This is a genomic window from Streptococcus sp. HSISS3, from assembly GCF_000448605.1.
Taxonomy (GTDB): domain Bacteria; phylum Bacillota; class Bacilli; order Lactobacillales; family Streptococcaceae; genus Streptococcus; species Streptococcus raffinosi.
The window spans coordinates 1,317,140-1,324,599 of sequence record NZ_CM002130.1 but is presented as its reverse complement, the minus strand read 5'-3'; the positions used below and the strand labels follow the sequence as shown (position 1 = coordinate 1,324,599).

At 42.8% G+C, this 7,460-nt stretch carries 7 protein-coding genes and 1 pseudogene; 6 read left to right on the top strand and 2 right to left on the bottom strand.

The genetic code is table 11. The features are described from left to right. Positions 1–401: pseudogene (locus HSISS3_RS11960) on the top strand (hypothetical protein); the annotation flags it as partial. Here HSISS3_RS11960 and HSISS3_RS06155 read toward each other — a convergent pair. Next, entirely contained in the window at positions 398–1,213 is an 816-nt protein-coding gene (locus tag HSISS3_RS06155) for a TIGR03943 family putative permease subunit (RefSeq protein WP_021145690.1), read from the bottom strand. The pseudogene HSISS3_RS11960 and the gene HSISS3_RS06155 overlap by 4 nt on opposite strands. Then, positions 1,213–2,115 (bottom strand): permease, encoded by a 903-nt coding sequence (locus tag HSISS3_RS06150; RefSeq protein WP_021152082.1) that lies wholly within the window; start codon positions 2,113–2,115, stop codon positions 1,213–1,215. The genes HSISS3_RS06155 and HSISS3_RS06150 overlap by 1 nt, the downstream gene beginning before the upstream one ends. Before the next feature lie 527 nt (positions 2,116–2,642). On the opposite strand from HSISS3_RS06150, the gene HSISS3_RS06145 reads away from it, so the two are divergent. The 5 genes from HSISS3_RS06145 to lgt all read left to right on the top strand — a co-directional run bounded on the left by HSISS3_RS06145 (position 2,643) and on the right by lgt (position 7,383). Continuing rightward, positions 2,643–4,775: a Tex family protein gene (locus HSISS3_RS06145; protein ID WP_021152081.1), complete on the top strand. Its 2,133-nt coding sequence runs from the start codon at positions 2,643–2,645 to the stop codon at positions 4,773–4,775. Then, complete coding sequence (locus tag HSISS3_RS06140) at positions 4,762–5,202, top strand: SprT family protein (RefSeq protein ID WP_021152080.1); 441 nt, start codon at positions 4,762–4,764, stop codon at positions 5,200–5,202. The genes HSISS3_RS06145 and HSISS3_RS06140 overlap by 14 nt, the downstream gene beginning before the upstream one ends. A gap of 66 nt (positions 5,203–5,268) precedes the next feature. After that, positions 5,269–5,532, top strand: coding sequence for a PspC domain-containing protein (locus HSISS3_RS06135; RefSeq protein ID WP_021145684.1), 264 nt, complete (start codon positions 5,269–5,271; stop codon positions 5,530–5,532). Between the two features lie 130 nt (positions 5,533–5,662). Then, a complete protein-coding gene (hprK, locus tag HSISS3_RS06130; protein ID WP_021152079.1) occupies positions 5,663–6,592 on the top strand; it encodes an HPr(Ser) kinase/phosphatase in 930 nt (309 codons plus the stop codon). Then, entirely contained in the window at positions 6,592–7,383 is a 792-nt protein-coding gene (lgt, locus tag HSISS3_RS06125) for a prolipoprotein diacylglyceryl transferase (protein ID WP_021152078.1), read from the top strand. The genes hprK and lgt overlap by 1 nt, the downstream gene beginning before the upstream one ends. Positions 7,384–7,460: the final 77 nt, after the last annotated feature.

Below are 7,460 nucleotides of genomic sequence, written 5' to 3'. Positions count from 1 at the left end.
CACAGTCAATGTCTAGAGTCAGTCGTTGTATCGATAATGGGCCAATGGAGAGCTGGCAGGGAATTATAAAGGAAATGAGAGCAGTTCTTTATCCTAATGTGTCAAGTTTTGAAGAGATGAAAGAGGCTTACGAAAAGACCATTCACTATTACCTATATCATGATCCCCAAGAGAGATTCAATGGGAAAACACCAGCTCAAGTGAGAGCTGAAGCACAAGAAAATCCAGAACAAGCTCCATATTATCCAATTAAACAATCTAAAAATATAGAGATTACTGGAAAACTATTGCCGATAAGAAAAACCAGACTGCTTAACCCAAAGCAACCTGGTTCCTCACATTTTATTTATTTCAATTGTCTACTTGACACGGTACGTATCAAACTGAACTTGGCTTTTTAAAATACACGATAAACATAGGGATTGTCGGGTTGACTGACCTCTTTAACCTCAGTCAGGTTAAGGATAGGAAGGGTCTGTTTGAGATTTTTATAGTAATTCACAGAAATGGTACCTGTGACTGTTACCCAGGCATTATCCTTAAAGGTTTGGTTGCTTCCGGTCGTTGCCAGTCCGTAAACGCCTGAGTCGGCGATACAGTGGATGATACCGAAACGGAAGATAAACTGATAGCCCTTGGTTTGTGGGTCATTGTAGACAAAGCCTGTATAGCTGACCTTCTTACCTACGAAATCGTCAGGATAGAGGTAGATGAGCTCCATGACTTCCATGTAATTTTCCGTAGTAATGTGGATGGTCTCACGCCCCTTGTACTTGGCGAGTTCCTTGGTCATTTCCTTCTCATAAGCTGAGGAGGTGAAGTAGGAACTGGTGTCAGGCTTCAAGTACTGAATGGTCGTTCCCTCTTGGTCGGCCTGATTAGGATTACTTCCTGCCGCCAGTGGAAAATGATAGCCTTTTGCTGAGACAGTAGTCGCATCCAGTGTTACGGTTGGCACCAAAAGGCCAGTGAGGACTGGAAAGGCCAAGAAGGCGATACTGGCTACCTTAGCTACTCGGCCAGACAAATGCGAGTGAACCTTCATCTGCTTCATCCAAACAATGAGTTGAACCACCGCAAGGATAAAGGAAAGAATCATAGAAATGTAGGCCAAGTAGGAGTAGTGGATATTAATGTACTGGTTAAGCTTGCCAGAAACCTGCAGGTACATGACCAGCTCAAAATACCCAGACAAGATAAGAAAACGTAACATTAAATCACCCCCAATACCAAACAGTAAATCACTGTCACCAGACCCGCTGTTCCCACAAAGAGTCCAACAAAGCGTGTCTTAAACTGGTGTTTCATCATTATGAGGTTCTTAATGTCAACCATAGGCCCGATAATGAGGAAGGCCACCGTTGGAGCCACTCCAAAACTAGAGAGTAGCGAAGCTCCGATAAAGGCATCCGCTTCCGAACAAAGCGAGAGGATAAAGGCTAAAAGCATCATGATGAGGATGGCAGTCACCGAATTGTGCCCGATTGTCGTAAGAATACGGGTTGGTAGGTAGGTCTGCATACTTGCGGCCACCAGGCTCCCGAAAATCAGGTAACGCCCAGTGTCGAAAAATTCATCCACCGCATGAACCAAGGCCTGAAAGATTTTCTTACCAGCTGACAAGCCACTATAATCATGAACATGATTGACCTTGCGATTATCCTTGAGAATCTGGTCATCCACCACGAAGCCAAGCAAGATTCCCAAAATCATGGCGACCAAGAAAGCTCCGATAAAGCGTAAAAGGACGTAGTACCAAGAGTTCCCAAAGGCCGTGTAGGTCGCAAAGAGAACGACTGGATTAATGATAGGAGCCGTTGCCATAAACGGAATGGCCGTATAACTAGGCACTTTTTTCTCTAGAAAGCGCGTGATAATAGGAACAATCCCACATTCACATGAGGGAAAGATGAAACCAATCAGAGTCCCAAAGAGAATTGCCAAGACCTTGTTTTCGGGTAAGAAGTTTTGGACCTTCTCAGGCGTCACAAAGATTTCGATAAAGCCTGATAGGATACTTCCCAACAAGACAAAGGGCAAGGCTTCAATAATAATAGATAGAAAAACTGCCAGAAGCTGCAAAACGCTATCTGGTAGTTGATGGAAAATAGCCATAAATTCTATTTCTTCTTATCTTCTTGAAGACGTTTGTCCTTCTTAGGATCCGTTCCCGCCTTTTCAAAATCAGGGATAGCCGCAAAAGATGCCATCATGCTTTCAAGTTCATTTGTTTTTTCTGAATAACTGCCATAAAAAGCCTCCGAGTTTAAATAAGATACTAAGGGCGTTATTTCTAAGAGAAAATTACGGCATCAGACGAAGAAGCTTTGCTTCTAGGAAGATGCATCTATTTTCCGCAAGAAATAGCCCGAGTTCAGTTACAAAAGATACTAAGGGCGTTAATTCTAAGAGAAAATTAGGGCATCAGACGAAGAAGCTCTGCTTCTAGGAGGATGCATCTATTTTCCGCAAGAAATAGCCCAAGTTCAGTTACAAAAGATACTAAGGGCGTTATTTCTAAGAGAAATAGCCCTAAACAATAGGTTTACCCTTCTATTATACTACCTCTTGCTTAAAAATTCTCGCTTCAGCTACAAGGTTTTCTCCCCAAGCAAATCTCCTATCGTGTTATAATAGAGTTTATGGAAAATCGTAATTTTGAAACATTGGCTCAGGAATTGGGCCTGAAAAAACAACAAGTTGAAACCGTTTTGGAATTGACCGCAGAAGGCAATACCATTCCCTTTATTGCCCGTTACCGTAAGGAAAAAACAGGCAATCTTGATGAAACGCAAATCAAGGCCATTATTGATATGGACAAGTCTTTGACGGCTCTTTTGGACCGCAAGGAAACGGTTCTGGCCAAGATTGAGGCTCAGGGCAAATTGACTGACCAACTCAGAACAGCCATCGAAGCCGCTGAAAAATTGGCGGATGTGGAAGAACTTTACCTTCCCTATAAAGAAAAACGCCGTACCAAGGCAACCATTGCCCGTGAAGCAGGCCTTTTCCCATTAGCTCGACTTATCTTGCAAAATAGTCCCAACCTCCAAGCTGAAGCTGAAAAGCTAACATCTGAGGCCTTTCCAACGGCTGACAAGGCACTTGTGGGTGCTGTGGATATTTTAGTTGAGGCCTTTTCTGAGGACAATAGTCTTCGTTCTTGGACCTACAATGAAATCTGGAAAAACAGTGACATCACATCGACCCTCAAGGATCAATCTCTGGATGAAAAAGAAATCTTCAAGATTTACTACGATTTCGAGGATAAGGTATCTAAGCTCCAAGGTTACCGTACTTTGGCCCTTAACCGTGGTGAAAAACTGGGCGTTATCAAGGTAGCCTTTAAGCATAATCTTGAGAAAATGCACCGTTTCTACAGTGCCCGTTTCAAACAAAAAAATGATTATATCGAGGAAGTCATCAACCAATCTCTCAAGAAGAAAATCATTCCAGCCATGGAGCGCCGTATCCGTAGTGAGTTGACTGAAGCCGCAGAAGATGGAGCTATTAATCTCTTCTCTGACAATCTTCGAAACCTTCTTCTAGTGTCACCACTGAAAGGCAAGATGGTGCTTGGTTTTGACCCAGCCTTCCGTACAGGAGCTAAGTTGGCCGTGGTTGACCAAACAGGAAAACTCATTACGACGCAAGTTATTTATCCAGTAGCTCCAGCTAGTCAGGCTAAGATTGCCCAAGCTAAGAAAGACTTGGCTGACCTCATTAAAAAGCATGCCATTGAGATTATTGCTATCGGTAATGGAACAGCCAGCCGAGAAAGTGAAGCCTTTGTGGCAGAAGTCCTCAAGGATTTCCCAGAGACTTCTTATGTTATTGTCAATGAAAGTGGTGCTTCTGTCTACTCTGCGTCAGAGTTGGCCCGTCATGAGTTTCCAGATTTGACGGTTGAAAAACGTTCGGCCATTTCTATTGCTCGTCGTCTTCAAGACCCATTAGCTGAGTTGGTTAAGATTGACCCTAAATCAATTGGAGTAGGCCAATACCAGCATGATGTTAGTCAGAAGAAACTCTCTGAAAATCTTGATTTCGTCGTTGATACCGTGGTTAACCAAGTCGGTGTTAATGTCAATACGGCAAGTAGTACCCTCTTGTCACACGTCTCAGGACTCAACAAGACCATCTCTGAAAATATCGTCGCCTACCGTGAGGAAAATGGTGCGATTACATCCCGTGCCGAAATCAAGAAGGTCCCACGTCTTGGTGCTAAGGCCTTTGAACAGGCAGCCGGTTTCCTCCGTATTCCAAACGCAAAAAATATCTTGGATAATACGGGAGTCCACCCAGAGTCTTATCCAGCAGTGAAAGCCCTCTTTAAGCAGTTAAATATCACAAATTTGGACGACTCTGCCAAGGCAAAATTGAAGGCCCTCACTCTTAAAGAAACAGCAGAAGAGCTAGGGCTTGGTCAGGAAACCCTTAAAGATATCATTGCTGACCTTTTGAAACCAGGTCGTGACCTCCGTGACGATTTTGAAGCACCGGTGCTTCGTCAGGATGTTCTTGAGCTCAAAGACTTGTCTGTAGGACAAAAGCTCGAAGGAACAGTGCGTAATGTCGTGGATTTTGGTGCCTTTGTGGATATCGGTGTCCATGAGGATGGCCTTATCCACATTTCTGAGATGAGCAAGAACTTTGTTAACCATCCAAGTCAAGTCGTTTCTGTCGGAGACTTGGTTACTGTCTGGGTGTCAAAAATTGATCTGGAACATGAAAAGCTTAATCTTTCCTTGGTGAATCCACGTGAATCTAACTGATTATGTCAAGACCGTTTCTATTGAAGATTTCGGCTGGAAATTTAAGCATCAGGCCTTGTGGAACAAGCGCCTCCGGACCACTGGAGGGCGATTTTTTCCCAAGGATGGCCACTTAGATTTCAACCCAAAACTTTATGAGGAACACGGCCTTGAAACCTTTCGAAAAATCGTTCGTCACGAACTCTGTCATTACCACCTTTATTTTCAAAAGAAGGGCTACAAGCATGGAGATAGAGATTTTAAGGAGTTACTAGCTAAGGTTGATGGCCTTAGATATGCACCCAAGATGCAAGGTCAGAATGAAACATATTATGTCTATCAGTGTCAATCTTGTGGTCATACTTACCGTCGCAAACGCCGTGTCAATACGCAGAAATTTGGCTGCGGTCTATGCCGAGGTAGGCTCATTTTTCTAAATCAGTCCTAGGGCTGATTTTTTTAGTCTAAAAAAAATCATATAATTAAATCAAAGAAGTGATGGGAGAAAAAAACCATGTCAAATCGTTTTTATAAGACACGAAAAAATAGACTAGTTGCCGGTGTTGTTGCAGGTTTGGCAGACAAGTTCGGTTGGGATATGGCCTTGGCTCGTGTCTTGGCTGTTATTCTCATGATATCGACTCAGTTTGGCATCGTTTTGTATGTGGTTTTAGCTTTTCTTCTCCCTTATAAAGAAGATATTTATCCTGAAATCAAACTCAAAGATGGACGCAAGCGCAAAAATGCTGAACCCGTTGAAGATGAGTGGAACTGGTAAGATTTATAGTTAAAATAAAGTGGCCTGTGCTAGGACTTTGGTGCCTATCATAGGTCTTTTTTGGTTTGAAGGCCGCATTGAAAGCCTTTTTATGTTACAATAAAACTAGTAAAAAATCGGAGGAAATCACATGACAGTAACCGTTAAAATGTTGGTTGATAAGGTTAAACTCAAGGTTATTTATGGTACCAAAGAGCTATTAGAAAAACCAATTACAACCGCTGATATCTCTCGTCCAGGGTTAGAAATGACGGGTTATTTTGACTACTATTCGCCAGAACGAATCCAATTGGTTGGGATGAAGGAGTGGTCTTACCTTAATACTATGACTGACTACAACCGTTACTCAGTCTTCAGTACTATGTTCGAAAAGGAAACGCCAGCTATTATCGTAGCACGTGGGCTTGAAATTCCTAAGGAAATGCTTCGAGCTGCCAAGGAAAATGGCGTTGTTGTGCTCCAAGGCCATAACGGAACATCAACACTTTCTGGTGAGATGTCTTGGTACCTCAATGCACAGTTGGCTGAACGTACCAGTGTTCATGGTGTCTTAGTAGATATATACGGAATGGGCGTACTTATTCAAGGTGACTCTGGTATCGGTAAGAGTGAGACAGGGCTTGAGTTGGTTAAACGTGGTCACCGTCTGGTTGCCGATGACCGTGTAGATGTCTATGCCAAGGATGAGGAAACCCTTTGGGGTGAACCAGCTGAGATTCTTCGCCACCTCCTTGAAATCCGTGGTGTTGGGATTATTGATGTCATGAGCCTCTACGGAGCAAGTGCCGTTCGTAATTCTTCTCAGGTTCAGTTGGCTATCTATCTTGAAAACTTTGAAAAAGGTAAGATTTTTGACCGACTTGGAAATGGCAATGAAGAGATTGAATTGCAAGGGGTTAAGATTCCATGCGTTCGCATTCCAGTTAAAACCGGTCGTAACGTGTCTATTGTTATCGAAGCTGCAGCCATGAACTATCGTGCCAAACAGATGGGATTTGATGCGACTAAAACCTTCGAAGACCGCTTAACAAAACTCATTAGTGAGAACGGAGAAAAGTGATGTTAGCAACTATTGATCCAATTGCCCTAAAGCTTGGTCCCATCAGCATTCATTGGTATGCTATCTGTATTGTATCTGGTCTTTTACTTGCTGTTTATCTAGCCCAGCGTTGGGCTCCCGAAAAAGGGATAGATCCTGAAAATATCTTAGATTTCATTCTCCTTGCTTTTCCAATAGCCATTATCGGTGCACGATTCTATTATGTGATTTTCCAGTGGTCTTATTACAGCCAAAATCCATCGGAAATTCTCGCTATTTGGAATGGTGGGATTGCCATCTATGGAGGTTTGATTGCCGGAGCGGCTGTCCTTTATTGGTTTGCTAAGCGCCATGCCATTGCTGTTTTAGACTTTTTGGATATTACGGTACCTGGCGTTATGATTGCTCAGAGTATCGGACGTTGGGGAAACTTTATTAATCAGGAAGCCTATGGGAAGGCAGTTAGTCATCTCAACTATGTTCCCGAATGGATTCGTCAACAGATGTATATTGAAGGCAGTTATCGTGTTCCCACTTTCCTTTACGAGAGTCTTTGGAATTTACTAGGCTTTCTTATTATTATGGGACTGCGACGTTTTAAAAAGGGACTACGACAGGGAGATTTGACCTCATTCTATCTTATCTGGTATGGTATTGGACGTTTTGTGATTGAGGGAATGCGTACGGATAGCCTCATGTTCGCTAGCTTGCGTGTTTCCCAATGGGTCAGCATCGCCATTCTTATCTTGGGAATAGTCTTGCTCTATTTCCGCAAGCAACGCCCCGAAGCAGATTATAAAATGAAAAACTAGTCATACCACTCAGACTTTGTTATAATATAATGAAATTTATCATAACGAATGTCAAAAGAAGCTGGAAATTTAATTCA